Here is a 26,978-nt window from a genome sequence, read left to right as displayed (position 1 = left end):
AGTCGAAGTTTTCATGGTACAGACTGCCCTTTCACGTCCCGGCGTTCCCCGTCTCCTGGTCGTCGCCGGGGACGTGGTCGGCAAGCGGATGGCAGGCCCCGGGATGCGGGCAGTGGCCGTGGCAAAGGCCCTCGCACCGTCCATGTCGGTGACGCTGGCCCTCGGCGTCGCCGGGAGCGAGCCGATCGGCTTGGAGGCCGACGGAGTGGTGGTGACGGAGTACCGCTCGCGGGACGAGCTGGAATTGCTCGTAGCGGGAAGCGATGTCGTGTTCTGCCAGTTCATCGACACGAACGTCGCCCGGATCGCGGTGCAGCGGAACGTCCGTCTGGTCTTCGACCTGTACAACGCGCTCCCGGTGGAAACCGTCGGTGCGGAGGTGATCAGCGGCGTTCGCGATCCCGCGGGCAAGGACCGCGAGTTCTCCGAACTCCTCCGCTACTTCCGGTTCTGCGCGCAGGCCGGTTCCTACTTCGTGGCCTCGAATGAGCGCCAGCGGGACTATTGGCTCGGCTACATCATGGCCTCGGGCGGAATCCTCCCGAGCACACTCGACCACCGCTCTGCCGACGATCTGATCGGGCTGGCGCCGTTCGGGATGGAGGAGTCGGATCCTGTCCAGAACCGTCACGGGCTCCGCGGCCGCCATGGCATCCGTGAGGACGACATCGTGGTGCTCTGGGCTGGGGGGATCTGGGATTGGTTCGACGCGGAGACGCCGATCCGTGCGATCGCGGCGCTGGCCCAGGAAGACCCGCGTTACAAACTGGTGTTCTACGGGACCGTGCACCCGAACTCCACGATCGGCCGTCCTCCAGCCGTCGAGCGCGCGCGGACCGTGGCCAAGGAACTCGGTGTCCTGGGAACGGCGGTCGTCTTCCTCGACGAATGGGTCCCTGCCGACGAGCGCGCCGACTTCCTGCTCGATGCCGACCTCGCGGTGTCCGCCCACAAGTCATCTCTGGAGACGCACTACTCGTTCCGCACACGCATCCTCGACCACTTCTGGGCACGACTTCCCAGCATCGTCTCGGAGGGCGACTGGTTTGCGGACTACATCGCCCGCGAGGGGCTCGGCTCAGTCACGCCGATCGGAGATGTGGATGCGACCAAAGCGGCCATCCGAAGGCTCGGCGACGACGTCGAGGCGCGCGAAGCGGTGCGTTCCCGTATCGACGGGATCCGGGAGGACTGGCGCTGGTCGGCGACCACTGCTCAGCTGCGCGACCGTATCGTGGGGCCCCTGCGCGATGCGCCTGAGCCCACTCTGCTCGCGAACGTCGACGGCGAAGGCCTGCCCTCCATCGCTTCTGCGCCTGCGAGCGGCCTTCGGGCAGCCGTCTCCCGCACCCGCGTCGGCCGTCTCGCGTCGAAGGTCAGGCGGCGCGTTCGCCGCTGGACGGGGAGAACTCAGAGAATCCGCGCGTAGTACTCGGCCAGCTCGTCGAGGACGTTCGGCCACGCATACCGCGCGGCCGTGGCCAGTCCGGCCTCGCTGAGCTGCTGCCTGCGCTTCGGGTCGTCGATGAGGCCGGCGATCGCGGCGGCGAGTGCTGCCGGGTCGCCCTGTGGGACGAGAATGCAATTCTCCCCGTCCACGCAGAAGTCACGGTTTCCATGCGCGTCGGTCGTGATCACCGGGCACCCGGCCGCCATCGCTTCGATGATCGGCAGCCCGAAGCCCTCGTGCAGCGATGTCGAGACGAACAGGGTGGCTTCGTTGTAGAGCTCGTTGACGCGCCTGTGCGAGGGTCGAACGACGTAATCGACGCGCTCGTCCTTCAGGATGTCCGGCTCATAGCCGAAGAGGAGCATGCGGGGACGCTGGTCCCCGAGTCGGCTCCACGCTGCGGCGGTCAGAGCGAAGTTCTTCTGGAAGAAGGACCGACCGACGGCGAGGAGAGTGTCGTCCCTCCGCTCGACGCGAGTCGAGGGGAAGAACAGCCGCGGGTCGTAGCCGACGGGAATGATCGCCGGGTCGAGCCCCACGGATTTCAGCTCGCTGGCTTGGTAGGAACCCGTGGTCAGCGAGTGGAACTCGTGGCGTGCGCTCGCGGCGACCGCGGCCCGTGAGAGGCGCTGGCTCGGATAGAACCACGCCTCGAACTCCTGGAAGTAGGCGACCGGCACACCTGTTACGACGCTGGCGAGCCAGACGACCTGCTGGGTCTCCCACCAGGTCGCGACCTTGATCGCCTCTTCCTTGCGGAGAGCCATGAGGAGGTCGAAGTAGTTACGGAACGTGGTCACGGGGATGGCGAGGTCGGTCCAGTCCGGATGCTCCTGCAATGCCCAGATCTCGACGTCGAATCCACGGACGGCGAGCCCCTCGGCCTCCTCGAACACGACGCGGATACCGCCGGAGACAGAGGTCGCATTGAGGACGAAGATCACCCGTCGGCGGCCGTCGCGACCGGTCACCCGTCGCTCGAGGAGCCACTCGCGGTGCAGCGGGGTGACCTCAGGGACAGGCAGATCGCCCCGGTGCACGCGGATGGAGGGGTAACCGAGGGTTCGGATGTTCTGCTGCCACCCCCGCGCGACAAAGAGTGACACGTCGCCGTCGAGGCCGGCCGAGTGGTCCAGGTCGCCACTACGAAGCAGGACATGGTCCACCGCCTCTGCCCGGATCAGCGTGCCGTGCGCAAGTGCCGTGAGGAGGTAGCGCGGGATGACATCCTGCCCATGATCCGCCTCCGGGGCGCCGGTCGGGACGAACTGCTCACGACTCCGGTCGAAGTCGAAGCCCGGCTGGACGACGTCGTCGACCACGTAACCCGGCGTGATCACCCCGACTTCCTCGTCGTGGTCGTACGTCCGCGATGCGTACTGGAGCTGCAGCAGCTGCTCCGCCGACACGGGGTCGGCGTCGAGGTCGATGAGGAGGAGATCGCACCGGCGCCACAGCCGCTGCACCCAGCGGAGCACAGGCGCAAGACGAGCAGTCGCCGCGGGTCCGACGACTCCGGTCAGGGTGTAGAAGGTCGGATCGAGCTCACTCACCTGGGCCGCGGCGTCGGGGGCGACCAGGAAGTGCGCGGGAAAGCGCTCCCGGATGCCGACCATCCAGAGGACGTGCTCCGGACGCAGCTCGCCGAACAGAGCGACGACGAGCGGTGGCGCATTCCGGCGTCGCCACTGCTCCGCAGCCGAGAGGGGTAACTCGGTCGAGACACCGTTGGCATACACGTAGGCCGGTCCCGGCGCCTCCGGCTCGCGGCGGACACGCAAAGCGGCGGGGTCGATTCCTGCCCGCTCGAGCGCCCGCTTGACGATCTTCTTGGACCTGACGCGCACACTCACAGCACGGATCCCCCTCTTTACTTCGGGCACCGCTTCCGCCCTCCTGGCAGAGGATATCCGATGGCCTTCAGAGGGGGCTCAGCCGTTCTCGCAAGTGCTGTGGCTACAATGACCTTCTGTTTTCACCCGCAGACGCGCCCGACCGGGGCGTCTCCCCTGGAGGACGGAACCCCACCGTATGAGCAATAGCGAAGCCCGATCCCGCGCGCTCGCGATCAGTCAGGAGCCCTTCCAGACGGTCAGCGAGCGGCAGGGCTTCTTCCGCGGAAGCGGTCGATCGCTCGCCGATGTGTGGGCGCACCGGGAACTCCTGTGGCTCCTCGTCAAGCGCGAGATCAAGGCACGCTACAAAGACAGCTCTCTCGGACTCGTCTGGAGTCTCGCACGGCCGCTGATCCAGCTCCTCATCTACTACTTCGCCATCGGGCAGATCCTGGGCGCCGCGCGGAACACGCCGGACTTCGCCATCTTCGTCTTCACCGGTCTCACCACCTGGGGCTTGTTCAGCGAAATCGTCTCGGGTTCGACGGGCTCGATCCTGGGAAATGGGGGCCTCGTCAAGAAGGTCTACCTCCCCCGCGAGATCTTCCCGCTGAGCACGGTGGGCGGCGCCATGTTCAACTTCCTCGTCCAGCTGGTCGTCCTCCTGCTCGCGATCGTGGTGCTCGCGCACTTCCCGTTCGGCGTCAACCTGTTGCTCGCGCCCCTCTCCGTCGTCATGTTGGTCGTCTTCGCGACGGCAGTGGGTCTCGTCCTGTCTGCGATCAACGTCTATCTGCGGGACACGCAGCATTTCGTGGAGATCGCACTCCTGGTCCTCTTCTGGGCGTCCCCGATCGTCTACCCGTTCACGTTCGTCAACCAGGCCCTCCACGGCAACTGGCTGGAGCAGCTCTACCTCGCGAATCCCGTGACGATCGCCATCATCGGAATGCAGAAGGCGCTCTGGGCGGGCGGCTTGGAAGGCACCGGTGCCACAGCCCAGGTCTGGCCGAGCGACCTCGCACTCCGGCTGGTCATCATGCTGGTCATCAGCACCATCCTGCTGTGGATCTCGCAGCGAGTGTTCTCACGCCTTCAGGGCAACTTCGCACAGGAGATCTGATCATGACCGAAACCCCTCTCATCCAGGTGTCGAACGTCTCCAAGCGCTTCGTGATGCACAAGGAGAAGTCTCTCAAGGAACGTGTCCTCAACTTCTCCGCTTCGCGCAAGCACCGCGACGATTTCTGGGCGCTCCGGGACATCGACCTGGAGATCGACACGGGCAGCACGGTCGGCCTGGTCGGCCACAACGGATCCGGCAAGAGCACCCTTCTGAAGGTGATCGGTGGGATCATCGAGCCGACGACCGGCTCGGTCGCGCGCCGCGGCCGCATGGCGGCCCTCCTCGAGCTCGGAGCAGGCTTCCACCCCGACCTCACCGGGCGGGAGAACGTGTATCTGAACGCCGCCATCCTCGGCCTCACCCGCAAGCAGACCGATCAGTACTTCGATGCGATCGTGGACTTCTCCGGCATCGAGGACTTCATCGACACCCAGGTCAAGTTCTACAGCTCCGGCATGTACGTGCGGCTCGCTTTCGCGGTCGCGGTCCACGTCGACCCTGATCTGCTGCTGGTCGACGAAGTCCTCGCCGTGGGCGACGAGCCGTTCCAGCGCAAGTGCATGGACAAGATCGAGGAGTTCCAGCGCGAGGGTCGCACGATCGTCCTGGTCAGCCACTCGGCCGAGCAGGTCGGTCGTCTGTGCGACCGGGTGGTCGTTCTCAACCACGGTGAACTGATCCACGACGGAAGCCCGACCGAGGGTCTCCGGGTCCTCCGTCGCGGTTTCGAGCAGGAGCGTATCGAGTACGACGCGAGTCACCATGTGACCGCGGCGAAGACGGCGACGATCGACAGCATCGTGGCGCTGCCGGTCGTCGACGGCGTCGTGGACACCACCCGTGAGCCCGCCGACAAGGCACAATCAGTGCTGCTGGAGCCGGCGTCGGACATCGTCATCCGCTACCGGTATCGTCTCACCGCCGGCCAGGCGCCGCTCGCGGCGGGTATCGCGATCGAGACGGCGACCGGCCTCGGTGTCTACGGCCTCAACACGAAGATGTTGCAGACCACGATCCCCGCCGAGCCCGGCCTGCATGAGGTGGACTTCGCAATCGACCGGAATGCTCTCGGGGCGGGCCAGTACTCCGTTCGGGGCAGCCTGGAAGAGGTCACCGGGGCGTCGCTGGATAGGATGACACCCGCATCGACGTTCGAGATCGCGCCGTATGAGGTGGGATCCGGCATCGTGCGTCTGGACGCGAGTGCGCGCGTCGTCAGCGCCGAGTCTTCGCTTCAGTCCTGACGAGCCGGTTCGGCCGGCTCAGGAGGACGCGACCCAGTCCCACTGACGACCGAGTCCCTCCGCCAGAGGCACGACCGGCGTCCACCCGAGCGCACGCTGGGCCAGGGAGCTGTCGCCACCGGTGCGGAAGACGTCGCCGCGGACGGGGTCGAGGCGTCGGATGTCGAGCGGTCTCCCGGTGACCTCAGAGATGGTCTCCAGCACCTCGTTGACGGAGACGCTCGAGCCGCCGGAGAGGTTCATCACTCGTGGAAGAGCGCCTTCCGCCTCGACTCCGGCGAGCAGCGCGGCGACGATGTCACCTACGTACGTGAAGTCTCGGATCTGCTCCCCGGTGCCGTAGACGGTGATCGGCGACCCGTCACGGGCGGAGGTGAGGAAGCGGGTGAACGCCATGTCCGGGCGCTGCCTCGGGCCATAGACCGTGAAGAACCGGAAGGCCGCCGCGCGGACGCCGAAACTCTCGGCGTACAGGGATGTCAGATGCTCGCCCGCGAGTTTCGTCACCCCATAGGGCGACACAGGCTGAGGGAGCATGTCCTCGGTCGTCGGGTACGTCTCGGCCTGCCCGTACACAGAGGACGACGATGCGTAGAGGAAGCGCGCTCCGTCCGCATGTTTCGTCACCGCCTCCAGGAGGCGCTGAGTGGCGTCCACGTTCGACCGTGTGTATGTGAGGAAGTCGTCGCCCCAGGATTTGCGGACGCCAGGCTGGCCGGCGAGATGAACGATCGCGTCGGCGCCGCGGACGACCGAGCCGAGTTCCAGGTCGTTGAGGTCTCCTTCGACGACCGAGAGCCGAGGACCCGCCATCGCGGCCAGCGCGGCACGCTTGGCGGCCGGATTGTAGTACGGAGAGAACGAGTCGACGACGACGACATCTTCGCCCCGCTCCAGAAGCGCTGCGACGAGCGTGGAGCCGATGAACCCTGCGCCCCCGGTGACGATGACCCTAATGTGCCGACCTCCCCGCGCGCACCCGGCGGGCGGAGTCCGCCACCCAGCGGATGGGCGCCGATGCCTTCCAGGAGGTGCTCGTCAGGACGTCCTGCAGCTGCGCACGCAACTCGCCTTCGATGCGTGCGCGATCGCGAGCTGCGGCCTCCCGCGTCTCCGCCAGCTCCCGTTGCACGTCGGCGAGCGATTCCCGGGCCTCCGCCGAAGCTTCGAGCTCGGAGGACAGCGCCGACACCTCGCGCTTGAGCCGGGCGACCTCAGCGAGGATCGGACCGGCATTCCGGCGGTTGTTCTTCCCGAGGTGGATCTTGCGGGCGACCTGGACGGGCCACGCGTGGAGCTCTGACGCGAAATTGTCGAGCTCGACCGCATTCACCCGCATGCCCGACAGCCCGAGGGCGACGTTGGCGGAGAGCTGATCGCGCCGGGAGTATCGAAGGACGTGATCGAACCACCGCATCATCGCCGATTGCACCTGAGGCGTCATGCGGCGAGCGATCATCCCATTCCAGTAAGGATGCTGATGGATGAGCTCCGGGTAGAGGTCGGCGTAGTGCAGCAGCTGCTCTTGGACCCGGGCCGCATCGTCGTAGTTGAGGGCGACGACCTCATCGAATTCGTCGATGACGCGCTCGCGGTAACTGTGGAGCGACACCGCATAGTCGGCATCGCGCAGCCACTCGTCCAGAATCTCCTCAGGCGGGACCTTGAGCAGGACGGAGTTGTCGATGTAGAGGGTCTCGGTGAACGGCTCGAGCGCCTGGTGACCCCGGATCTTGAAGTCACGCTGGCTGCGCACCAGATCCAGTGGGAGCATCGGCTCGACGAGGACGATACGCCACGTCTCGCTGCGAAGGTCGGGGTCGTCGGTGAAGCAGATGAAGGGGATGTCCGTGCGCTTGGCGACGGGTTGCTCCAGCAGCTCTTCGTATCCCCCCAGGAGAGCCGTGTACACAGCACGACTTCCGGTCATCGTCAACTCCTTCGGGTAAGCAATCCAGACGACGATACCATCCCGCAGAATGCCTGAATTGCCTGCTACGCGTGCATTAAAATGGGCCCATGCGCCGGCTCGTCTTTCTGTACGCGGAACGCTTCAGAGAGGCCGGATCGACGGTGATGCGCGGATTCCAGCTCGCCGACATCGCTCGCGAGCACCTTCCACGCCGTCGCGTCTCGGTGCGACCCCTCGGAAGCACCGCGCGCAACAGCGACGTCTTCCTGACCAAGGGGGCAGTCAACATGGCGACTCCGGAGCAGTTGGACCTTCTGGTGCGCTCCGGCAATAGGCTGCTGTTCGACCCCGTCGACGAGCTCCCGCCCTGGACGACCGCCCGTTTCGCTGACGTGCTCGTCGCCAGTTCTCACACGGCCTTCGAGCACTACAGCCGAGCCTTCCCCGCCACGCGCGTCGCCCTCGTGGACCACCACGTCGATCCACGGCTTCCCACGTCACCGGCTCCGCCCTCCCGATTCCGAGCCGGCTACTTCGGCGAACGCGTCAACGCGGTGCTCACCCCGCGCATCGAGGAACGAGTCGATGTGGTCGCCATCGACACCTCACGGCATGACGATGCGTGGCTGTCCGGCCTCGGCCGCTACTCCTTCCACTACGCCGTCCGGCAGCAGCGCGCACTCGACCATTTCAAACCCTTCCTCAAGGGGTTCACAGCGGCACACTGCGGGGCACCGGTGCTCATCCAGCGTGACCAGGAAGAGGCGGTCCGCTGGCTCGGCGCCGATTATCCGTACCTTCTGGACGACACGAACGAAGAAACGATCCTCAGTGCGCTAGCGCGGGCGGAGAGCGAATTCGGCGGCCCGCGCTGGCTGCGGGCGCTCTCCGTCATGGAGGGCATCCGCGCCCGCACCAGCCCCGAGCGCATCGCGAGTGAGCTGGCCGCAGCGATCGCCTGACCTTCCGATCTATGCTGGAGGGCGATGCCAGCCACTCTCTCCGCTTCCTCTCTCGCCGTCGTGACGGTCAGCTACAACTCCAGCGGCGAGCTGGCAGGGTTCCTCGACTCGGTGGCGTCGGGCGATCTGGCACCCCGCACCCTCATCGCAGACAACGCGTCAGCCGACATCGACGACACCACGGCGATCGCCGCGACGCGGAACGCGAGTGTCCTTCCTCTGGGAGAGAACCGCGGCTACGGCGGCGCGATCAATGCAGCGGTCCGGAGCCTTCCCTCCGATGTGCGCTTCGTCCTCATCTCCAATCCGGACGTGCGGCTCGGCCACGACACCGTCTCTGAATTGGCAGGCGCGCTGATCGATCATCCGCAGGCAGGCGCGGTCGGTCCCCGGGTGCTCAACGAGGACGGTACGCCGTATCCGTCCGCGCGCGCGTTCCCTTCGCTCCGGACCGGAATCGGGCACGCCGTGCTGTACCCGATCTGGAAGGGCAACCCTTGGAGTCGGCGCTACCTCGCCCACCGCACAGAGTCCTCGGAGATGCGTCAGGTGGACTGGCTGTCGGGGTCCTGTCTGATGGTGCGGCGGTCGGCATTCGACGAGATCGGCGGGTTCGACGAGGGGTACTTCATGTACTTCGAGGACGTCGACCTCGGATACCGGCTCGCCAAGGGCGGATGGGACCGCCTCTATGTCCCGGCGACCAGCATCATCCACTCGGGGGCGCACTCCACGACGTCGGAGTCGTCGCGAATGGTTCGGGCGCACCACGACAGCGCGTACCGGTACCTCAGCAAGAAGTATGCGGGCCCTGTTCTCGCTCCGCTGCGTTGGGCGCTTCGCGTGGGCCTCGATGTTCGAGCTTGGCTGCTGACCCGCGGGGGACGTCAGCCCTCGAGCAGCCCGCGCAGGTAGCGGCCGTAGCCGCTCTTCACCAGCGGAGCCGCAAGCTCGGCGAGCGCGGAGTCGTCGATCCAGCCGGCGCGCCAGGCGATCTCCTCGATGCAGCCGACCTTGAAGCCCTGGCGGTCCTCGATGACGCGCACGTACTCCGAGGCCTGCATCATCGACTCGAACGTGCCGGTGTCGAGCCACGCGGTGCCGCGGTCGAGCACCTGCACCTGCAGCTTGCCCGCCTGCAGGTAGCGCTCGTTCACCGTCGAGATCTCCAGCTCGCCGCGCGCGCTCGGCTCGATCGTCTTGGCGATCTCCACGACCGAGTTGTCGTAGAAGTAGAGGCCGGGCACGGCGTACTTGCTCTTCGGCTCGGCCGGCTTCTCCTCGATGGAGATCGCCTTGAAGTCGTCGTCGAACTCCACGACCCCGTACGCCTTCGGGTCGCTGACCTGGTACGCGAAGATGACCGCGCCGTCGACCTCGGTGTGGTTGCGCAGCGCCGAGCCGAGGCCCGTGCCGTGGAAGATGTTGTCGCCGAGCACGAGCGCCACCGACTCGTCGCCGATGAACTCCTCGCCGATGATGAACGCCTGCGCCAGACCGTCGGGAGAGGGCTGGACCGCGTACTCGATCCGGATGCCAAGCTGCGAGCCGTCGCCGAAGAGTGCGCGGAACTGCTCGTTGTACTCCGGGGTCGTGATGATGAGGATCTCGTTGATCCCGGCCATCATGAGCGTGGACAGCGGGTAGTAGACCATCGGCTTGTCGTAGATCGGCATCAGCTGCTTCGAGATGCCCTTGGTGATGGGCCACAGCCGGGTGCCGGATCCGCCGGCGAGGATGATTCCGCGCATGTGTGGAACGGTTCCTTACTTGTTGTCGAGGGACGCGTAGAAGGCTCGCGCCGCGTCCCAGCTGGGGAGCAGACCGCTCTCGGCCGCCTCGGCGAGGCCCGGGGCGTCGGTGTCCTTCGGGGAGAGCAGCAGCTCCTCCGCCGGGATCGGGAACGCCAGGGCGATGTCGCGGTCGAGCGGGTTGATGCCGTGCTCGCGGGTGGGGTTGTAGACGTCGGTGACGAGGTAGCTGACGGTCGCGTCGTCGGTGAGCGCCACGAAGCAGTGCCCCACGCCCTCGGCGACGTAGATCGCCCGGCGGTCCTTGTCGTCCAGCAGCACCGAGTCCCACTGGCCGTACGTGGGCGAGCCGACCCGGATGTCGATCACGAAGTCGAGCACGGCCCCGTGCGGGGCCGTGACGTACTTGGCCTGGCTCGGCGGGATATCGGCGAAGTGGATGCCGCGCACCGATCCACGGCGGGAGACCGAGGTGTTGCCCTGCTTCAGGTCGAGCGGGTGGCCGACCGCCTCCTCAAGCCGGTCGAACCGGTAGAACTCGAAGAACAGGCCCCGGTCGTCGGGGTGCTGCCGAGGGGTGATCTCATAGGTGTCGGGGATCGAGAGCTCGCGGATCTGCACCACGGGAGTCTACCAAGCGGCGACCTGTAGACTCTCAGGCGGTTTCCCGACAGAAAAGAGCCTGGACTCCCTATGAAGATTCTCGTCACTGGTGGCGCCGGTTTCATCGGCTCCAACTTCGTCCGCCGCACCCTGCAGGACGCCTACCCCGGACTCGAGGGCGCAGAGGTCGTCGTGCTCGACGCGCTGACCTACTCCGGCAACCTGGCGAACCTCGCCCCGGTCGCCGACTCGCCGCGCTACTCGTTCGTCAAGGGCGACATCCGCGACGGCGGCCTGCTCGACGAGCTCTTCCCCAGCGTCGACGCCGTGGTGCACTTCGCGGCGGAGTCGCACGTCGACCGCTCCGTGCGCGACGCGTCGATCTTCGCCGAGACGAACGTGCTCGGCACGCAGCAGCTGCTCGACGCGGCGCTGCGCAACGACCTGAAGCGCTTCGTCCACGTGTCGACCGACGAGGTCTACGGCTCCATCGCCGAGGGCTCCTGGGCGGAGGACCGCCCGCTCGAGCCGAACTCCCCCTACTCGGCGTCGAAGGCCGGCAGCGACCTGCTCGCGCGCAGCTACTTCCGCACGCACGGCCTGAACCTGTCGATCACGCGCTGCTCGAACAACTACGGGCCGTACCACTTCCCCGAGAAGGTCATCCCGCTGTTCGTCACGAACCTGATCGACGACAAGCACGTGCCGCTGTACGGCGAGGGCAACAACATCCGTGACTGGCTGCACGTCGACGACCACACCCGCGGCATCGCCATGGTGCTGGTGAACGGCCGCGCAGGCGAGATCTACAACATCGGCGGCGGCACGGAGCTGACCAACAAGGAGCTCACCCAGCTGCTGCTCGACGCCACCGGCAAGGACTGGTCGTACGTCGACCGCGTCGCCGACCGTCTCGGGCACGACCTGCGCTACTCCGTCGACATCTCCAAGATCCGGTCGGAGCTCGGCTACGAGCCGCTCGTCCCGTTCCAGCAGGGTCTGGCCGACGTGGTGCAGTGGTACCGCGACAACCGCGCCTGGTGGGAGCCGCTGAAGGCCCGCGCGGCGCTCGACAACTGATGACCCGCTACCTGATCGCCGGTGCGGCGGGGATGCTCGGCCAGGATCTGCAGAAGGCCCTGGCCGGCCGCGACGTGACCGCTCTGGCCCGGGCCGACCTCGATGTGACCGACCGGGACGCGGTGCTCGCCGCCGTCGCCGGCCACGATGCCGTGATCAACGCCTCCGCCTACACGAAGGTGGACGACGCGGAGACGCACGAGGACGACGCCTACGCGATCAACGCTCTCGGCACCGAGAACCTCGCCGTGGCGGCCGCCCGCCACGGCGCCCGGTTCGTGACGGTGTCGACCGACTACGTCTTCGACGGCCACGCGACGACGCCGTACGCCGAGGACACCCCGCGCGACCCGATCAACGCCTACGGCCGCACGAAGGCGGCGGGCGAGGAGCTCGCGCTCGCGGCGCATCCCGACGGCACGTACGTCGTGCGCACCGCCTGGCTGTACGGCGCCGGCGGCGCGAACTTCGCCAAGACCATGGTTAAGCTCGCCGGAAGCCACGAGACCGTGAGCGTCGTCGACGACCAACTGGGCCAGCCGACCTGGACGGGCGACCTCGCCGCGCAGATCGTCGCACTGCTCGACGCCGACGCCCCCGCGGGCGTCTATCACGGCACGAACGCCGGTGAGACGTCCTGGTACGGCTTCGCGCGAGCGGTGTTCGCCCAGGCGGGGCTCGATCCCGAGCGGGTGAAGCCGACCGACAGCGCGACCTTCGTGCGGCCCGCGCCGCGTCCCTCCTACTCCGTGCTGGGGCACGACGGCTGGACGCGTGCCGGCCTCGCCCCGATGCGGCCGTGGCAGGACGCCCTGGCGGCGGCGGCCGCGGAGGGGCTCTTCGCGGAATGATCACCCTGCGCGTCGTCGTGGACGAGCTCGTCTCCGACGAGCCGGGCGGCGCGCGCCGGTACACCGAGGAACTGACCCGGCAGCTGATCGCGACCGCCCCGCGCGGCTGCGAGGTCGAGGGGGTCCTCTCCAGCGTCTCGGACGAGCAGCTCGAGCACGTGCGCAGGCGGCTCCCCGGCATCGCGACCCTCACCCGCCTGCCGCTCGCCCGGCGCGAGCTCTCCCTGGCGTGGCAGTCGGGTCTCTCGGTCGGCGGCGCCCCCGGGATGCTGCACGCACCCACCCTGCTCGCCCCGCTGCGCAGGCACGACCGGCTCGAGCACCAGCAGATCGCGGTCACCATCCACGACACGCTGGCCTGGACGCACCCCGAGTCGCTCGGCACGGGCACCACGCTCTGGACCAAGACGATGGCGAAGCGGGCGCGCAAGCACGCCGACGCCGTCGTCGTGCCGACGCACGCGGTGGCCGACCGGCTCGCAGAGTTCATCGACTTCGGCGACCGCATCCGGGTCATCGGCGGCGCGCCGGCCACGACGTTGCGCCTTCCCGCGGACGCCGACGAGCGCGCGGAGCGCCTCGGCCTTCCCGAGCGCTACGCCTTCACCCTCGGCACCGTCGAGCCGCGCAAGGGGCTCGCGCCGCTCATTCGGGCCATGGCGCGGCCCGAGGCGCAGGAGATCCCACTGCTGATCGCCGGGCCCGACCGCGTCGGCGAGCGCTCGGCCACCGGGGTGGCCGCCGCCGCGGGCCTCCCCGAGGACAGGGTCCTCCCCCTCGGCCGGCTGGAGGACGCGGACCTCGCGGTGGCGCTCGCCCGCGCGACCCTCTTCGTCTACCCGAGCCTGGCGGAGGGCTTCGGCCTGCCGATCGTGGAGGCGTTCAAGTTCGGTCTCCCCGTCATCCACTCCGACGACCCGGCGCTCATCGAGGTCGCCGCCGGCGCGGGCATCGCCGTGCAGCGTCCCGAGACGGCCGACGACGACGCCGGGTACACGGAGCGGCTGGCGGCCGCGATCGGCCGGGTGCTCACCGACGACGAGCTGCGCTCGCGACTGGGAGTGCTGGCGTCAGATCGGGCGAAGGCCTTCAGCTGGCGCGACTCGGCCGAGCGGGTCTGGCAGCTTCACGCCGACCTCTGAGCGACCTCCCGGGTCCGGTCCTCGTGGCCGGCCTCCGCCGTCTGCTCCTCCTCGCGCCCGAACCAGGTGCGGTAGCGCTCCGAAGCCCAGGCGCCGACCGACTTCGACCACAGGTGGCTGCGCTTCTCGATCAGCCAGGTGAAGCCGACCGCGACGAGCACGGCGACCGGGATGCCGAACAGGAACGGGCCGACGAACCAGGGCTGGTCGGCGAAGAGGTAGGTGCTGAAGATGAGGATCGGCACGTGCACCAGGTACAGGCTGAATGAGATCGTCCCGGAGAACTGCACCGGTCGGGTCTCGAACAGGGCGCGCAGCGGCTTCCAGCCGAGCACGACCACCACCAGACCCGCGGCGGCGAGCGGCACCATCCCCTTCAGGATCGGCTCCACCTCGGTGAGGTCGCCGACGTTCGGGCCGACCAGCCACGGGGCGATCAGGAGCAGGAGGCTGCCGATGGTGAGGGCGGCCCACAGCGGGTGCCGGTACCAGTGCGAGTTGATGCGGTCGGCGACGTTGCGCACGGCGTCGAGCCGGACGGCCAGCACCGCGCCGACGAAGAACGCCGGCAGGTACTGGAGCTCGCCGGAGCCGGCGTGCACGCCGAGGTAGGTGAGGGCGCACGCCGCGAGCAGTCCGCCGATCCACCACTTGCGCACCGCGAGCGCGAGCACGGCGAAGATCGGCAGCGCGAGCGAGAAGACGAGCTCCCAGCGCAGCGACCACAGCGGGTTGTTGATCTGGCCGTCGCCGCCGAGCAGGTCCCACGCCTTCACGATGTACTCCCAGCCGAAGTTCGGCGTCGAGGAGTTGCTCAACCAGGTGCCCTTGGGCTGGGTGGAGACCTGCGGGATCGCCATGACCCAGACCGCGGCGAGCAGCACGGAGGCCATCACCGGCACCAGCAGCCGCACCGCGCGGCGCGGGAAGTAGGCGATCCAGTCGAAGCCGCGCTTGCGGATGACCGGAAGCGTGACCACGAGCCCGGAGAGCACGAAGAACACGATCACCGACTCGACGCCCGCCGTGAACAGCTTCAGCGGCGTGTAGCTGATCCACCACATCGGCGACCCGGTCGGGGCGGTCCCGCCTCCGGGGGCGCCGGGGAAGTCGGCGTTCGTGTACATGGCATGGTGCAGCAGGACGACCACCGCGGCGATGCCGCGCAGACCGTCGAGCGCGGCCAAGCGGCCGCCCGTGGCGTGTCTCGTCTTCTCTCCCACGTTTCCACCTGTACCCGTCATAGGCGGGCGACGCTACGGGCTTGCGCTGGGCAGTTCCTGTGACCTATTCAGGGGACAGCTGGGTACGCCCCGCGTGGCGGCGCGGCCCGCGGGCGGCCTCCACCTAGCATGTTCGCTATGCCCGAGAACACGTCCCCGCTGGTCTCCGTCGTCATGGGGTCCGACTCCGACTGGTCGGTCATGCAGGAGGCGTCGCGCGTGCTCACCGAGTTCGGCGTCGCCCACGAGGTCGAGGTCGTCTCGGCCCATCGGACGCCCGAGAAGATGATCGGCTTCGGCAAGGAGGCCGCCGGCCGCGGCATCCGGGTGGTCATCGCCGGAGCCGGAGGGGCCGCGCACCTGCCCGGGATGCTCGCCGCCGTCACGACGCTCCCCGTCGTCGGCGTGCCCGTCCCGCTCGCCCGCCTCGACGGCCTGGACTCGCTGCTCTCCATCGTGCAGATGCCGGCAGGCGTGCCCGTCGCGACCGTGTCGATCGGCGGCGCGCGCAACGCGGGTCTGCTCGCCATCAAGATCCTCGCCACCTCCGACCCGGCCCTCAGTGAGGCGCTCGCCCGGTTCTCCGCGGAGCTCGAGGCGAGCGTCGAGCAGAAGAACCAGGCACTCAAAGCCCAGCTGTGAGCCGCATCCCATGACCATCGCAACGCCGCTGCGCCACCCCGACGCCACCTCGTCGCACACCATGACGAAGCGCGGATGGTGGCTGGTCACGATGAACGTGCTGCTGCCCGGCTCCGCACAGCTGCTCGCGGGCAACCGCATCCTGGGCCGCGTCGGCGTGCTCTCGACGCTCCTGCTCTGGCTGCTGGGGATCGTGACGCTCCTTGTCTACCTGATCTCGCCGTCGTCCATCTACACGATGTTCACGCAGGCCGGGAGCCTGACCCTGGTGCAGACCGTGCTGATCGCGTACGCCGTGCTCTGGGTGGTGCTGACCCTCGACACCCTGCGTCTGGTCCGGCTCGTGCGCACCAGCCGCAACTCCCGGGGCTGGATCGCCGCGTTCTCCGTGCTCGTGCTCGTCGGGCTCACCGGGACGGCCGGATACGCCTCCATGGTCGCCGGCTCGGCGCGCGGCGCCCTCGGCGACATCTTCTCGGCCGGGCCGTCGCAGCCTCCAGTCAACGGCCGCTACAACATCATGCTGCTCGGCGGCGACGCCGGCCCCGACCGCGACGGCCTCCGCCCCGACAGCATGTCGATCGTCAGCATCGACGCGAACACCGGCCAGGCCGTCACCGTCGGCCTCCCCCGCGACCTCGACCCCGTCCCGTTCCCGGCGAAGTCCCCACTTCACGCGCTGTACCCGGACGGCTACGGCTACAACGACCGCTGCGACGTCGACGTCTGCCAACTGAACTCGATCTACACCGAGGTGGAGCTCTACAAGCCCGACCTGTACCCGAACGCCAAGAAGAACGGCAGCGAGCCCGGCATCGAGGCGATGCGAGACGCGCTGGAGGGCGCGACCGGCCTGACCATCCAGTACTACGTGCTGATCGACATGCAGGGCTTCGCGGACCTGGTGGACGCCCTCGGCGGCGTCGACATCACGGTCAAGGACCGCATCCCGATCGGCGGCGACGAGAACCTGAACGGGGTCGTGGAGTGGATCGAGCCCGGCAAGCGCCACCTCGACGGCTACCACGCCCAGTGGTACGCCCGCGCCCGGCACGGTTCCAGCGACTACGACCGCATGGCGCGCCAGCGCGAGCTGCAGGACGCGATCCTCAAGCAGGTGAACCCGGTCAACGTGGTGTCGAAGTTCCAGGACATCGCCCACGCCGGCGCTCAGGTGATGAAGACCGACATCCCGCAGTCGATGCTCGGCTACTTCGTCGACCTCGGGATGAAGACCCGCAAGCTCCCCGTGCAGCAGCTGGAGCTCGTGCCGCCGACGATCGACCCGGAGAACCCGGACTACACGCAGATCCGCCAGCTCGTGCGCCAGGCGCTCACCCCGGCGACCGCGAAGCCGAAGGGCTCCTAGTTCAGCCCTCGAAGTAGGCCGCGGCCGCGCGGGCGCGGTACACGACGTCGTCGAGGTCCTCGCCGCCGACGACGGTCACGTGACCGACCTTGCGGCCGGGGCGCGGCGCCTTGCCGTAGCCGTGGAACTTCGCCTCGGGATGCGCGGCGAGCGCGGCCGGGTAGCGGTCCTGCAGCGTCCCCTCGCTCGGGCCGCCCAGGATGTTCACCATCACCGACCAGTCGGCCCGCGGCTCGGTCGAGCCGAGCGGCAGGTCGAGCACGGCGCGCAGGTGCTGCTCGAACTGGCTCGTCACCGCGCCCTCGATCGACCAGTGGCCGCTGTTGTGCGGGCGCATGGCGAGCTCGTTGATGAGGACCCGTCCGTCGGTGGTCTCGAACAGCTCGACCGCGAGCACGCCGGTGACGCCGAGCCCCTCGGCGACGCGGTGCGCGATGTCCGCGGCGGCCTCGGCCACGCGGCCGGCCGAACCGGGCGCCGGCGCGAGCACCTCGGCGCAGACGCCGTCGCGCTGCACCGTCTCCACCACCGGCCACGCGGCGATCTCGCCGGAGGGCCGGCGGGCGACGAGCTGCGCCAGCTCGCGCCGGAACGGCACCAGCTCCTCGACCAGGAGCGCGCCGCCGCGGCCGTCCTCGGCGAGCGCGAGGAACCAGTCGTCCGCGCCGCTCGCGTCGGACACCACGCGGACGCCTTTGCCGTCGTAGCCGCCCCGGGCGGTCTTCACGACGGCGCGGCCGCCGTGGTCGGCGAGGAAGGCGCCCAGCTCGTCGGCCGACTCCACCCGCGCCCAGTCGGGCACCGGGAGTCCCAGCTCGGTCAGCTTGGCGCGCATCTGCAGCTTGTCCTGCGCATAGAGGAGGGCATCCGGCCCCGGGTGCACCGGGACGCCGCGCGAGACCAGCTCCCGCAGGACCGCCTGGGGCACGTGCTCGTGGTCGAACGTGATCACGTCGACCGTCTCGGCGAACGCCAGCACGGTGTCCAGGTCGCGGTAGTCGCCCACGCCGGTCGCCGCGATGTCGGCGCTCATGCCCTCGGCCTCCTCGAGCACGCGGATCTCCACGCCCAGCTCGATCGCCGGGGGGATCATCATCCTGGCCAGCTGACCTCCACCGATCACGCCGATCTTGTGACTAGCCATGGACCACTCGCTCCTCTGATACTTTTCATGCTGGCCGGGGGTGATTCACAGGAATGCGAAACCTGCTCCGCGTACTGTGACGAACGCACTGACCATCTTTCCTTATCTTCAGGCGGGGGCATGACGAGAGAAACTCCGACGGGGGCGCGAAAGGCGCGGCTCCTCCCGCAGCTGATCAAGTTCGGCGCGGTCGGGGCGGTCGGTTTCGTCGTGAACCTCGTCGTCTTCAACGTGATGCTCCTGATCGTGCTGCGGGGTGTCCCGCACGCGACGATCTACTCGACCATCATCGCGACGGTCATCGCCATCCTCACCAACTGGATCGGCAACCGGTACTGGGCGTTCTCCGGCCAGCGCCAGCACAGCGCGGCACGCGAGGGCATCGAGTTCTTCGCGGTCAGCCTCGCGACCGGAACGGGCATCCCGCTGGTCTGCGTGTGGGTGTCGCACTACCTCCTCGGCATGCAGAACCCTGTCGCCGACAACATCTCGGCGAACATCGTGGGGCTCGCCATCGGGATGCTGGCGCGGTTCGCGCTCTACCGCTGGTGGGTGTTCTCGCCCGACCGCGCGGCCCGCAAAGCTCCGGCGAAGGCGACCACGGCTCGTCCGGCTCGCGCCGAGGTTCCCGTCGTGACCGGGTCGACGCTAGCGCGCACCCCAGACGGTCGTCTCGTCGGAGACTGACTCGGACTGCTGCCGCCGGACCGCGACGACGGTCTGGGAGTGGTCCATCAGCTCGCTCAGCGCGCGCTGCACCTGATCGGCCTTCGGCACGTCCTTCAGCACCACCGGGTGCTCGAGACCGGAGTTGATGAGCACGTCGCCGGAGCGGAACGCGCTCTGCAGCCAGGTGCGGCGGACGCGCACGTCGTAGCCGCGGCTGTGCAGCAGCTCCTGCCGCACGCGCACGAAGAAGCCATGCCGGATGATGAGCCGGCGCGTGGTGATCGTGTAGCGACGGCTCAGCCACGCGGCCAGCGGGAGCAGGAACAACAGCAGCACGACGGCGGCGGCGGCCGACCACAGCAGCACGATCTCCCAGACCTGCTCGACCTGGCCCGCGAAGTAGCCCACGGCTCCGGCGGCCGCGATCAGCACCAGGCTCGGCCAGAACAGCCGGCGGGCGTTCGAACGCAGCCGGGCGATCACGCGCTCGGGCGGCTGGGCGGGCTGCGCGGCGGTCCCGTCCATGCTGCTGGTCATGCTCAATTAATACCGCAGGTGCGTCACGTCGCCCGCTGCGACCGCGGTGCGGCCCGCATCCGACTCCACGATCAGCCGGCCGTCGTCGTCGATGCCCACCGCCGTGCCGAGCAGGTCGTCCCCCGACGGCAGCTGGACGCGCACCGGGCGCCCGATGGTGTGGCATGCCTCCACCACCTCGTCGCGCAGCGCGCTGCGGTTCGGGTCGCCGCTCGCGGACAGGAAGTCGCGGTAGAGCGTCGACAGCTGGATGAGGTAGGCCGACAGCACCGCATCGGGGTCGACCACCTCGGCGCCCGCGAGCGCGAGGGAGGTCGAGGTCGCCGTCGGCAGCTGCTCCCGGGTCTGCACCAGGTTCACGCCCGCGCCGATGACGAGGCCGGACATCCCGGGCAGCAACTCCGCCAGGATGCCGCAGACCTTGTCCCCCTCGATCAACACATCGTTCGGCCACTTCACCTGGACACCGCCCGGCACCAGCGGCCCGAGCGCGCGGCTCATGGCCAGCCCCGCCAGCAGCGGGAACCAGCCGAACGACGTCGGCGGGAGGCCCACGGGCTTCAGCAGCACGGAGATCGCGAGGGCCGTCCCCGGCGGGGTCACCCAGTCCCGTCCCAGCCGGCCGCGGCCCCCGGTCTGGTTGCCCGTGACGAGCACGGCCAGGTCGGGCAGGTCGCCCGCGCGCGCGCGCAGCACGTCGTTGGTCGAGCCCGCCTCGGGCAGGACCTCGAGCACGGGGACGATGGCACGGCTGCGTCGGAACTCCACACGCACAGTCTCCCGCACTGGGCCTCTCCGCCAGTGCAGGCGCGTGGATTTGTAGGAATTCCTCAAAGGCATGCCCATTCGACTGGCCGGTAGAGTGAACGGCGTGACCGACACCGAACCCCGTCAGACCGAACAGCTCCCCGACCTGACCACCACCGCCGGCAAGCTCGCCGACCTGAAGGAACGGTTCCACGAGGCCGTGACCGCGAGCGGGCAGGCGGCCATCGAGAAGCAGCACGCCAAGGGCAAGCTGACCGCGCGCGAGCGCATCGACCTCCTCCTCGACCAGGGCTCCTTCGTCGAATTCGACGAGTTCGTGCGCCACCGCACGCACGCCTTCGGCATGGAGGCGAAGCGTCCGTACGGCGACGCGGTCGTCACCGGCGTCGGCACCATCCACGGCCGCAACGTCGCGGTGTTCAGCCAGGACTTCACGATCTTCGGCGGCTCGCTCGGCGAGGTCGCCGGCGAGAAGATCATCAAGGTGATGGACCACGCGCTCAAGACCGGGGTCCCGATGATCGGCATCCTCGACTCCGGCGGCGCGCGCATCCAGGAGGGCGTCGTCGCGCTCGGCAAGTACGGCGAGATTTTCCGCCGCAACACCGCCGCCTCGGGCGTCATCCCGCAGATATCCATCGTCATGGGCCCGGCGGCCGGCGGCGCGGTGTACTCCCCCGCCCTCACCGACTTCGTGATCATGGTCGACAAGTCGAGCCACATGTTCGTCACCGGCCCCGACGTGATCAAGACCGTCACCGGCGAGGACGTCGGCTTCGAGGAGCTCGGCGGCGCGCTCACCCACAACAAGGTGTCCGGCGTCTCGCACTACCTGGCGAGCGACGAGGAGGACGCGCTCGACTACGCGCGCACCCTGCTCAGCTACCTGCCGCAGAACAATCTGGCCGAGCTCCCCACCTTCCAGGCGGAGCCGGAGCTGGAGATCACGGACGCCGACCGACGCCTCAACACGGTCATCCCGGACTCGCCGAACCAGCCGTACGACGTGAAGACGATCATCGAGGGCATCGTCGATGACGGTGAGTTCCTGGAGGTCCAGCCGCTGTTCGCGCCGAACATCGTCATCGGCTTCGCGCGCGTCGAGGGCCGCTCGGTCGGTATCGTCGCCAACCAGCCGAGCTCGATGGCCGGCACGCTCAACATCGACGCGGGCGAGAAGGCCTCCCGGTTCGTCCGCTTCTGCGACTCGTTCAGCATCCCGATCCTCACCCTCGTCGACGTGCCCGGCTACCTGCCCGGCACGGACCAGGAGTGGACGGGCGTCATCCGGCGCGGCGCGAAGCTGCTGTACGCGTACGCGGAGGCGACCGTGCCGCTCGTCACGATCATCACGCGCAAGGCCTACGGCGGCGCCTACATCGTCATGGGCTCGAAGCAGCTGGGCGCCGACATCAACCTCGCGTGGCCGACGGCGGAGATCGCCGTGATGGGCGGTCAGGGCGCGGTCAACATCCTGTACCGCGGCGAGATCAAGCGCGCGGAGGAGGCAGGCGAGGACGTCGCCGCCGTCCGCACGAAGCTCGCGAACGAGTACACGTACAACGTGGCGAGCCCGTTCCTCGCGGCGGAGCGCGGCGAGCTGGACGGCGTGATCGAGCCGGCCGCGACGCGCGTGTCGGTGATCAAGGCGCTGCGGGCGCTGCGCACCAAGCGCGCGTCCCTCCCGCCCAAGAAGCACGGGAACATCCCGCTGTGAGCGCGCACTCCGCAGAGGGTGCCGGCGCACTCGACCCGTCGGAGCTCCGGTTCCTCACGCCCGGCGTCACGCCGGAGGAGGTCGCCGCGGTGACGGCCGTGCTCGCGGCCGCCGCGGCCGAGCAGGCGGAGGCCGACAAGCAGGCACGGGCCGAGCACGGTCCTGACGGCTGGGCGCGGACGCAGCGGGCGCTGCGCTCCGAACTGCGTCCCGGCCCGGGCGCCTGGCGCGGCTTCGCGGGCTGATGTACCCCGATCGGGGTGTCCCCCGCGTGCGGGACACGCGGAATCGTCTGGATGCGCCTCGAACGGGGGTCGTGCTGTGTCCCCCGCTGTCCTCCAAAATGACGACTATGTAATTGCTGGGAGTGCCGTCAATATAGTTATTGCTAGGTGTCTCTCCTCGTGAGTCACACCGCCAATCACTCGCCGACTAGGGTAAGCGGGCGAGTGCTTTGGGGGCGAGTCAGGGCGATATTCGGGTTGTCGCCCTGACTCGGGGTTTGAAAAGGGGCCGACAATTCGGGTGTCGGCCCCTTTCTCCTCGTTAAGGGGCCAGAGCGTCTGCGGCCTCCGGGAACGTCTGCGGCTACGCGACGCGCCGCAGTCGTTCCACAGGGCAGCACTCGCGGTCGGGCGGCGCCGCCGGGGTCAGGCGACGGGACGCGGGATCTCGAGCCAGAGGTCGACCTCGTCGTCCTCGGTGTCCGCGCCGAGGGCGTTGGCCGCTCCGTCGTCCGACATCCGCAGGCCGACGACGGTGACCGCCGTCTTCGAGGACCGCGGGACGGTGCGGACGATCAGCTTGTCCGTCGTCGTGCCGCGGATCGCTTCGGCCAGCCGCCGGAGCACGGTCTCGAGCCCGCGCTGGTCGAGGTCGTCGATGCCGCCCTCGTCGAGCAGGCTGACCACGACACCGCGCCGGCGGGCATCCATCACCTCACGGCGCACGTCGTCGTTGAGCAGCCGCCTGCCACGGATCTCGTCGCGGATCGCGCCCTCCAGGTAGCGGCACTCGCGCCGCTCGGCCTCGGTCAGGTCCCCGCCGCGGCGCACGATCTCCGCGAGCATGGGCGCGGCGACGCGGTACGTCTGCCGCAGCCGCAGCTGCCGCTCCATGACGTGCGCCTCCTGCGCCGCCTGCCACTCGGTCGCCTCGCGCTCCGCGCGCGCGAACTGCAGGGCGTCCCGCCCGGCCTTCGCCAGCGAACCGGAGATCACGACCGCGACGCCGACCCACACCACGGAGCCGATCACGCCGAGACCGGCGAGCGCGCCGAGGCCTGCCCAGACCACCGTCTGCACGGCGAGGAAGCCGACCCCGGCCCAGGCGACGAGCTGCTGCCGCCGAACGGCGCAGATGGTCATCAGCGTGCCGACCGCGGCGACGTACCAGGTGGCGTAGCCGTTGTCCTTCGCCGGATCGAGCTGGCTGGTGACGAGGATCGGGATGACGACGCAGACGGCGAGGTCGAACGCCGCCAGCCAGAGCGGCATCTTCGTCGGGCTCGTCGGCCACAGGCTGAGCACGGTCGCGACGCCGTACAGGACCATCGCGACGATGGCCGGCCCGGGTGAGCGCGGCGTCGAGAGCGACGAGAGCGCGAGGAACAGGTGGTACGCCGAGAACAGCGCGCCCAGGATCAGGAAGAGGACGCGGTTGAGGGTGATCACTCGGCCACCTCCGGGTGGCCGGAGGGGACCGGCTCGTGGAGCGCCGCCGCGGCGGGCGCCACCTGCTGCGCCGCCGGCCACAGGATGGTCACGGTCGTCCCCTCGCCCGGCGTGGACGCGATGTCGGCGGAGCCGCCCACCTTCGCGATCCGGTCCCGGATGCTGATCCGCAGCCCGAGCCGCTCGGCCGGGACCTCGGACTCGCTGAAGCCGCGGCCGTCGTCGCGGACGACGACCTGCACCGTCGCGGCCGGGCTCCCGCCGCGGATCGAGACGCTGCGCGACACCTCCGCGCCTCCGGCGTGCTGGATGCTGTTCACCATCGCCTGCACGGCCGCCGAGTAGAGGGCGTCGGCCACGTTCACGGGGAGGGTGTGCACCTCCACGTCGCGCACCTCCACCTCGAACGGCGACGAGAACGCGTTGGCCGCCGTGACGAGCCGGTCGGAGAGGCTGTCGAGTCCGACGAGGGACTGGTCCTCCGGCGGCGCCGCCTCGGCCGCGTGCAGGTGCCCGATCGCGTCGGCCGCCATCGCGGCGGCCAGCTCCTTCTGCTCGGGCGAGCGCGCCGACGCGGCCGACAGGAGCGTCGTGAGAACGCTGTCGTGCACGATGGCGTCGACCTGCACGCGCTCGACCTCGGTGGCGTGCTGCCGGACCGCGGTGGCGTAGCGGGCGAGCGCCTGGCTCTGGGCCGTGTCCACCGCGCTCGACGCCTGCCGCATCATCGCGATGATGGCGAGGATGACGCCGCCGAGGATGATGGCGTAGATCGTGTCGAGCGCGGCCAGCTCGAAGCCGACACCGCCGCCCGCCGGGAGGGCGCGCACGATGCCGTAGGCGATCGGCGCGACGAAGGTGTAGGCGATGGCGAGCCAGAGCGGGTAGGCCACCGCGGCGAACGCCGTGAACACCGAGCAGAGGAACCAGACCCACGGTTTGTCGGAGCCGAAGGCGCTGGGGTGCGCCACCAGCAGAGGCCACGTGACGATTGCGGCGAGGTACACGACGGCGAGGATGCCCATGGCGATCTTCACGCCGCGCTGCACGATCGCGAGCAGAACGGTGAGGGCGAGGCCGCCGAACACGATCACCAGCCACACGAGCCCCCACGGCTCGCGCAGGTCCTTCAGCTGGCCGAGCACCGTGGGGAGGGTCTGCAGCCCGAAGACGAGGCCGAAGGCCGAGACCGTGCGATCGGCGATGCGCTCGATCCGCGCCCGGCTGAGGGGGTTGCGGGGCTTCGCCGACTCCAGCGGGAGCCCCGGGCGGACCCCGCTAGGAGCGCTCATTGCCCGTCTCGGGATCGAGCCCGGGGAGGATGCCGTCCTCCACCGCCCGGCGGAGGAGGTCCACCTTCGTCGGGGCGGGACGGCCCACCTCCACGTACTTGACGCGGATGCGGTCGAGATACTCGCGTGCGGTCGAGTTGGCGATGCCCAGCTGGGCGGCGACGGCCTTCAGCGGGAGACCGGAAGCATAGAGGTGGAGCACATCGCGCTCCCGGCGGCCGAGCTGGGCCTTCGCGAAGTCGCTGTCGGCGTCGATCGCGGTCGCCCACTCCAGGTTGTTGAGCACGTCGCCCCGGGCGACGGTCGCGATCGCACTGATGACTGTGGTGGTGGGCGAGGACTTCGGGATGACGCCCGCGGCTCCCGCGGCGAGCGCCTCGCGCACGCTGGCGACGCGGTCGGCGATGCTGTGCACCAGCACGGCCGCGCCTGTCGCCTGGGCGCGCTTGACGTTGTCGGTCACCTTGGAGCCGTCGCCGAGCGAGAGGTCGAGCACGACGACGTCGCACTCCTGCGAGCCGAGCTGAGCGACGAAGTCGTCGACGGTGGGCGCGGTGACGACGACCTCGTACCCCGCGTCCTGACAGGCCGCCTTCAGCCCCAGACGCACGGACTCGTGATCGTCGACGATTGCCACCCGCACCATGCTGACCATCGTAGGGGGTGAACGCTCTCAGGAGGGCGGACCGCTCAGCGCGTCAGCGTGGCGACCGCCTCGACGTGGTGCGTGTTCGGGAACAGGTCGAACGCCCGCATGCCGCGCAGCGCGTAGCCGTGACCGGCGAAGAAGGCGAGATCGCGGGCGAGGGCGACCGGGTCGCAGGCTACGTAGACGACCTGCGCGGGGTCGAGCGACGAGATGGCGTCCACCACCTCGCGTCCGGCGCCGGACCGCGGCGGGTCGAGCACGACCGTGGCCGCACGCAGGCGGGCGCGCTCCGACGCGGACGCGTCGGCCGCGAGCCGCGCGACGAAGCGCTCCACCCTGTCGGTGACCGCGGCGGCGCCCACCCAGTCGGCGAGGTTCTCCGCGGCGTCGTCGGTGGCGGTCTCGCTGCTCTCGACCGAGGTGATGCGCAGCGTCGAGCCGAAGCGGTCGCCGAGCGCCGCGGCGAGGAGCCCGACGCCGCCGTAGAGGTCGAGGTTCGCGGCGCGCGGGTCGAACAGAGCCTCGTCCACGGCGGAGGACACCGCGGTCGTCAGGGTCTGCGCCGCGCCGCGGTGCACCTGCCAGAACCCACGGGCGTCGAGGCGGAACTCGCGATCGCCGACACGCTCGCGGATGGGGACCGGGCTTCGGCGCGGACGCACGCTGCGCCGCCCGGAGCGGACCGGCGGGTCGTTGACGAGCACGTGCGACGCGCCGAGGCCCGTGGCCACCACGTCCACCGACTCGGCACCGGGGAAGAGCCGGCCGAACGGCGCCGTCTCCTGCACGAGAGGGGTCGCCAGCGGGTGGTCCTCGACCGGGATCACGGTGTGCGACCGCGGGGCGAACGGGCCGATGCGGCCGTCCGCGTCGACTTGCAGGCGCACGCGGGTGCGCCATCCCGTGCCGTCCGGGGTCTCGTCGTCGACGGGCTCGACCTCCACACGGCCGCCGCCGACGCCCGCCGCGGCGATGGCCTCGGGAGCGAGCTTCGCGGTGCGCTGCAGAGCGTCCCCGATCACCCGGCGCTTGAGCTCGCGTTGGTGCTCCAGGCGGATGTGGCCGAACTCGGCACCGCCGGCGCGCCGACCGGGCGCGCGCTCGACGGACGCCGCCGCCCAGACGTGCGGCTGCCGCTCGGGCGACGCCTCGACGACCTCCACCACTTCGCCGCGCCAGAACCGGTCGTGGCTGGTGTCCGCGATGCGGGCGCGCACCCGCTCCCCCGGCATCGTGTCCGGCACGAAGACGACCCGTCCCTCGTGGCGGGCGACGAACACGCCTCCGTGGGCGACGTTGGTAATGTCGAGCTCGACCTCGTCCTTCTGGGGCATCCTTC

At 69.3% G+C, this 26,978-nt stretch carries 26 protein-coding genes; 13 read left to right on the top strand and 13 right to left on the bottom strand.

The window, feature by feature from the left end; genetic code table 11:
* The first annotated feature begins 13 nt into the window (after positions 1-13).
* Positions 14-1,429, top strand: coding sequence for a glycosyltransferase family protein (locus tag P5G59_RS14685; RefSeq protein WP_301219740.1), 1,416 nt, complete (start codon positions 14-16; stop codon positions 1,427-1,429).
* Here the strand turns inward: P5G59_RS14685 and P5G59_RS14680 are convergent.
* Positions 1,411-3,303 carry a glycosyltransferase family 4 protein gene (locus P5G59_RS14680; RefSeq protein WP_301219739.1) on the bottom strand — a complete coding sequence of 631 codons (1,893 nt, stop codon included), beginning with the start codon at positions 3,301-3,303 and terminating at the stop codon, positions 1,411-1,413. The two genes, P5G59_RS14685 and P5G59_RS14680, sit on opposite strands and share 19 nt — an antisense overlap.
* A gap of 178 nt (positions 3,304-3,481) precedes the next feature.
* On the opposite strand from P5G59_RS14680, the gene P5G59_RS14675 reads away from it, so the two are divergent.
* Together P5G59_RS14675 and P5G59_RS14670 are read left to right on the top strand one after the other, a co-directional pair.
* Entirely contained in the window at positions 3,482-4,408 is a 927-nt protein-coding gene (locus P5G59_RS14675; protein ID WP_301219738.1) for an ABC transporter permease, read from the top strand.
* 2 nt (positions 4,409-4,410) lie between these two features.
* Complete coding sequence (locus tag P5G59_RS14670) at positions 4,411-5,655, top strand: ABC transporter ATP-binding protein (RefSeq protein WP_301219737.1); 1,245 nt, start codon at positions 4,411-4,413, stop codon at positions 5,653-5,655.
* An 18-nt stretch (positions 5,656-5,673) separates the two neighbouring features.
* Here P5G59_RS14670 and P5G59_RS14665 read toward each other — a convergent pair whose 3' ends face one another.
* Positions 5,674-6,603 (bottom strand): NAD-dependent epimerase/dehydratase family protein, encoded by a 930-nt coding sequence (locus P5G59_RS14665; RefSeq protein WP_301220145.1) that lies wholly within the window; start codon positions 6,601-6,603, stop codon positions 5,674-5,676.
* A gap of 4 nt (positions 6,604-6,607) precedes the next feature.
* Entirely contained in the window at positions 6,608-7,567 is a 960-nt protein-coding gene (locus P5G59_RS14660; protein WP_301219736.1) for a glycosyltransferase domain-containing protein, read from the bottom strand.
* Between the two features lie 107 nt (positions 7,568-7,674).
* Here P5G59_RS14660 and P5G59_RS14655 point away from each other — a divergent pair, with 107 nt between their 5' ends.
* Positions 7,675-8,529 carry a hypothetical protein gene (locus tag P5G59_RS14655; protein WP_301219735.1) on the top strand — a complete coding sequence of 285 codons (855 nt, stop codon included), beginning with the start codon at positions 7,675-7,677 and terminating at the stop codon, positions 8,527-8,529.
* A 24-nt stretch (positions 8,530-8,553) separates the two neighbouring features.
* Positions 8,554-9,444 (top strand): glycosyltransferase family 2 protein, encoded by an 891-nt coding sequence (locus tag P5G59_RS14650; RefSeq protein WP_301219734.1) that lies wholly within the window; start codon positions 8,554-8,556, stop codon positions 9,442-9,444.
* On the opposite strand, the gene rfbA is transcribed toward P5G59_RS14650, so the two are convergent.
* Both rfbA and P5G59_RS14640 read right to left on the bottom strand, forming a co-directional pair.
* Complete coding sequence (gene rfbA / locus P5G59_RS14645; RefSeq protein WP_301219733.1) at positions 9,417-10,280, bottom strand: glucose-1-phosphate thymidylyltransferase RfbA; 864 nt, start codon at positions 10,278-10,280, stop codon at positions 9,417-9,419. The two genes, P5G59_RS14650 and rfbA, sit on opposite strands and share 28 nt — an antisense overlap.
* A 15-nt stretch (positions 10,281-10,295) precedes the next feature.
* Positions 10,296-10,901, bottom strand: a complete 606-nt coding sequence (locus P5G59_RS14640; protein WP_301219732.1) for a dTDP-4-dehydrorhamnose 3,5-epimerase family protein — start codon at positions 10,899-10,901, stop codon at positions 10,296-10,298.
* Between the two features lie 72 nt (positions 10,902-10,973).
* On the opposite strand from P5G59_RS14640, the gene rfbB reads away from it, so the two are divergent.
* Genes rfbB through P5G59_RS14625 form a run of 3 tightly spaced genes read left to right on the top strand, consistent with a single transcriptional unit; the run spans position 10,974 to position 13,956 of the window.
* Positions 10,974-11,963 carry a dTDP-glucose 4,6-dehydratase gene (gene rfbB / locus P5G59_RS14635; protein WP_301219731.1) on the top strand — a complete coding sequence of 330 codons (990 nt, stop codon included), beginning with the start codon at positions 10,974-10,976 and terminating at the stop codon, positions 11,961-11,963.
* On the top strand, positions 11,963-12,814 hold the full coding sequence (gene rfbD / locus P5G59_RS14630) for a dTDP-4-dehydrorhamnose reductase (protein WP_301219730.1): 852 nt from the start codon (positions 11,963-11,965) through the stop codon (positions 12,812-12,814). Before rfbB ends, rfbD begins: the two co-directional genes overlap by 1 nt.
* Complete coding sequence (locus P5G59_RS14625; protein ID WP_301219729.1) at positions 12,811-13,956, top strand: glycosyltransferase family 4 protein; 1,146 nt, start codon at positions 12,811-12,813, stop codon at positions 13,954-13,956. Before rfbD ends, P5G59_RS14625 begins: the two co-directional genes overlap by 4 nt.
* Here the strand turns inward: P5G59_RS14625 and P5G59_RS14620 are convergent.
* Entirely contained in the window at positions 13,941-15,179 is a 1,239-nt protein-coding gene (locus P5G59_RS14620) for an acyltransferase family protein (RefSeq protein ID WP_301219728.1), read from the bottom strand. The two genes, P5G59_RS14625 and P5G59_RS14620, sit on opposite strands and share 16 nt — an antisense overlap.
* Before the next feature lie 138 nt (positions 15,180-15,317).
* On the opposite strand from P5G59_RS14620, the gene purE reads away from it, so the two are divergent.
* Positions 15,318-15,821, top strand: a complete 504-nt coding sequence (purE, locus tag P5G59_RS14615; RefSeq protein ID WP_301219727.1) for a 5-(carboxyamino)imidazole ribonucleotide mutase — start codon at positions 15,318-15,320, stop codon at positions 15,819-15,821.
* A 10-nt stretch (positions 15,822-15,831) separates the two neighbouring features.
* Positions 15,832-17,190 (top strand): LCP family protein, encoded by a 1,359-nt coding sequence (locus tag P5G59_RS14610; protein WP_301219726.1) that lies wholly within the window; start codon positions 15,832-15,834, stop codon positions 17,188-17,190.
* A gap of 1 nt (position 17,191) precedes the next feature.
* Here P5G59_RS14610 and P5G59_RS14605 read toward each other — a convergent pair whose 3' ends face one another.
* Positions 17,192-18,334, bottom strand: coding sequence for a 5-(carboxyamino)imidazole ribonucleotide synthase (locus P5G59_RS14605; RefSeq protein WP_301219725.1), 1,143 nt, complete (start codon positions 18,332-18,334; stop codon positions 17,192-17,194).
* 120 nt (positions 18,335-18,454) lie between these two features.
* Here P5G59_RS14605 and P5G59_RS14600 point away from each other — a divergent pair, with 120 nt between their 5' ends.
* A complete protein-coding gene (locus tag P5G59_RS14600) occupies positions 18,455-19,021 on the top strand; it encodes a GtrA family protein (protein ID WP_301219724.1) in 567 nt (188 codons plus the stop codon).
* On the opposite strand, the gene P5G59_RS14595 is transcribed toward P5G59_RS14600, so the two are convergent.
* Both P5G59_RS14595 and P5G59_RS14590 read right to left on the bottom strand, forming a co-directional pair.
* Positions 18,983-19,540, bottom strand: coding sequence for a PH domain-containing protein (locus P5G59_RS14595; RefSeq protein WP_301219723.1), 558 nt, complete (start codon positions 19,538-19,540; stop codon positions 18,983-18,985). The two genes, P5G59_RS14600 and P5G59_RS14595, sit on opposite strands and share 39 nt — an antisense overlap.
* Before the next feature lie 6 nt (positions 19,541-19,546).
* The gene (locus tag P5G59_RS14590; RefSeq protein WP_301219722.1) at positions 19,547-20,308 is read right to left on the bottom strand and encodes a biotin--[acetyl-CoA-carboxylase] ligase; all 762 of its coding nucleotides are present in this window, start codon (positions 20,306-20,308) and stop codon (positions 19,547-19,549) included.
* A gap of 94 nt (positions 20,309-20,402) precedes the next feature.
* Here P5G59_RS14590 and P5G59_RS14585 point away from each other — a divergent pair, with 94 nt between their 5' ends.
* A complete protein-coding gene (locus P5G59_RS14585; protein ID WP_301220144.1) occupies positions 20,403-22,025 on the top strand; it encodes an acyl-CoA carboxylase subunit beta in 1,623 nt (540 codons plus the stop codon).
* Positions 22,022-22,270, top strand: a complete 249-nt coding sequence (locus P5G59_RS14580; RefSeq protein WP_301219721.1) for an acyl-CoA carboxylase epsilon subunit — start codon at positions 22,022-22,024, stop codon at positions 22,268-22,270. Before P5G59_RS14585 ends, P5G59_RS14580 begins: the two co-directional genes overlap by 4 nt.
* 405 nt (positions 22,271-22,675) lie before the next feature.
* Here P5G59_RS14580 and P5G59_RS14575 read toward each other — a convergent pair whose 3' ends face one another.
* From P5G59_RS14575 to P5G59_RS14560, 4 genes are read right to left on the bottom strand one after another with little or no spacing between them, the layout of a single operon-like run.
* Complete coding sequence (locus P5G59_RS14575; protein WP_301219720.1) at positions 22,676-23,698, bottom strand: hypothetical protein; 1,023 nt, start codon at positions 23,696-23,698, stop codon at positions 22,676-22,678.
* Positions 23,695-24,990, bottom strand: coding sequence for a sensor histidine kinase (locus P5G59_RS14570; protein WP_301219719.1), 1,296 nt, complete (start codon positions 24,988-24,990; stop codon positions 23,695-23,697). Before P5G59_RS14570 ends, P5G59_RS14575 begins: the two co-directional genes overlap by 4 nt.
* On the bottom strand, positions 24,977-25,636 hold the full coding sequence (locus tag P5G59_RS14565; protein ID WP_175335526.1) for a response regulator transcription factor: 660 nt from the start codon (positions 25,634-25,636) through the stop codon (positions 24,977-24,979). The genes P5G59_RS14570 and P5G59_RS14565 overlap by 14 nt, the downstream gene beginning before the upstream one ends.
* 44 nt (positions 25,637-25,680) lie before the next feature.
* The gene (locus P5G59_RS14560; RefSeq protein ID WP_301219718.1) at positions 25,681-26,973 is read right to left on the bottom strand and encodes a class I SAM-dependent RNA methyltransferase; all 1,293 of its coding nucleotides are present in this window, start codon (positions 26,971-26,973) and stop codon (positions 25,681-25,683) included.
* Positions 26,974-26,978 lie beyond the last annotated feature (5 nt).

Source organism: Leifsonia virtsii (assembly GCF_030433675.1).
Classification (GTDB): domain Bacteria; phylum Actinomycetota; class Actinomycetes; order Actinomycetales; family Microbacteriaceae; genus Leifsonia; species Leifsonia virtsii.
Note: the sequence above shows the minus strand (reverse complement) of the source record. Positions and strands in the feature narration are given on the sequence as shown.